This window comes from Actinomadura montaniterrae, from assembly GCF_008923365.1.
GTDB lineage: Bacteria > Actinomycetota > Actinomycetes > Streptosporangiales > Streptosporangiaceae > Spirillospora > Spirillospora montaniterrae.
In genome coordinates this window covers 1-1764 of record NZ_WBMR01000462.1, presented here as the reverse complement: position 1 = coordinate 1764, position 1764 = coordinate 1, and the positions used below count along the sequence as shown (strand labels likewise).

The 1764-nt window shown below is 70.5% G+C and carries 3 protein-coding genes; all 3 read right to left on the bottom strand.

The genetic code is table 11. The annotated features are described in order from the left end of the window. Positions 1-479, bottom strand: a 479-nt coding sequence (locus F9B16_RS50300) for a conjugal transfer protein (RefSeq protein ID WP_192809419.1), incomplete at its 3' end; no start/stop codon positions are given. 54 nt (positions 480-533) lie between these two features. Continuing rightward, positions 534-824, bottom strand: coding sequence for a hypothetical protein (locus tag F9B16_RS50295; RefSeq protein ID WP_151547330.1), 291 nt, complete (start codon positions 822-824; stop codon positions 534-536). 45 nt (positions 825-869) lie between these two features. Further along, positions 870-1764: conjugal transfer protein (locus tag F9B16_RS50290; protein ID WP_151547329.1), on the bottom strand; the 895-nt coding region annotated here is incomplete at its 5' end.

Here is a 1764-nt window from a genome sequence, read left to right as displayed (position 1 = left end):
GCGGCGGCGGACCCGGCGGCCGCGACCGGTACGGGTTCGGCGGCGGCCTTGCGGGCGCGGCGGCGGGACTTGACGGCGGCGCGCTCGGGCGCGGCGACCGGGGCGGGGGCCTCGGCACGGCGCCAGACGCGGGCGACGACGACGACCTCGCGGGGCTCGCGGATCGGGGTGAGGCGGCACCAGGTGCGGGGTTCGGCGAGGTAGCGGGTCTGGGAGAGGAGCAGTTCGGTGAGCCGCTTGCCTTCGATGACGGGCCGGGTCGCGAGCCAGGTCAGCACGCCGGGCGGGACGATGTACAGCACGTGCCAGGGCGACTTGAAGGGGATCCCGGCGAACCTCAGCAGCAGGATCCAGGGCACGAACACGCCGAGGAACACACCGATCTGGACCAGCGGCAGCGGCATCGGAAGCCGCAGGTCGTACAGCTTGTACAGCCGCTTCTCGATGCGCCATATGTTCGTGTACGTGGGTAGATCCACGCCCCTACTCCCCTAACTGCGCGAGCACGGTGCCGCCTGCCGACCTCCGCGTGGTCAGGTGGCGTCCACCCCGAGGGCCTTGGCGATCGCGCGGGCCGTCGTCTCGATGATGTTCGGCACGTAGAAGACCACTCCGATGCCTATCGCCAGCACGATGAATTGGACGAAACGCGTGATCTCCCGGGTGAACAGAAAGAAGATCGCCACAATGGAGACGATGACGAGGAAGAGCGGGCCGAAGATGTTGCGCAGCCAGTCGGCGAGATTGCCGGTGTTGAGTTCGTCGTTCTTCTGCGGTTCCGCCCAGACCTCGTGCGGAATCGACGCCATGATGTGGTGCAGCATCGACTGATCACCTCTCTGGGACGGCGGATGTCGTGGGGGTTGCGGTCATGATGCGTTCGGCTCCGTGGTGCCGCGGATGTCTCTGACGTACCAGGTCGTCCCCTTCTTCACCACGGTGAGCTCGTAGGCCTGGTCGAGTTCGCCGCCGCCGCCGGCGCCCGCGCCGCCGGGCAGCTGCCAGCCGACGGTCGTGGTGACGGTGCGCTCGTCGGCGGCGCCCTTCGGCGCGACGACCTCCTTGACCTGGACGTAGCTGACGGAGCCGGCGAGGCCCGCGATCGGCGTCCCGTCGCTGAAGCGCGACAGGGCGGCCTGGTTGCCGGACGCGTACGCCTGGAAGAACGTACCGAGGAACGGCTGGAGCTCGTTCTCCAGGGCGGTGTCGCGGTCCTGGACGCCGCCCTGCGGGAGCGCGGCCTTGGTGGGCGGCGGGAGCAGCGCGGGCCGTCCGGAGACCACGAGCGCGCCGCCGTCGGCGGCGTAGACGGGGACGGAAAGGCGGAGCCACTTGTCGGCGGTGCGGGCGAGGACGGTGACGGTGCCGTTGTGCGCGTCGCGGGCGTCGACTCCGGCGACCTGCACGGACTGGACCTGCAATGTGCCGACGCCGTTCCAGCCGAATTGGGCGTCGGCGCCGTCGGGCAGGAAGGTGCGCAATTGCGCTTCGCGGGCGGGCGCGTTCTTCTGGTCGTAGTTCAGGTAGACGTTGGCGAACTGGAGCGCGAACGCGCCGGCGGCGCTGCTCGGGAATCCGGTGCCCTTTCCGGGTTTCGGGGTGGCGCCGGTGCCGGCGGAGTCGCCGTCCTTGGCGGTGAAGCGTTCGAACGGGGCGCGGATGCCGTTGACGAGGATGACGAGGATGAGGGCCCACAGCACGGCGCGCCCGACCCACACCCACCAGCGGCCGCCGGAGCCGCCCCAGCGGCCGCCGCCGCGCGAG

Coding starts and splice junctions, on each gene's coding strand:
- F9B16_RS50295 (WP_151547330.1), bottom strand. CDS start 824: ATGCTGCACCACATCATGGCGTCGATTCCGCACGAGGTCTGGGCGGAA.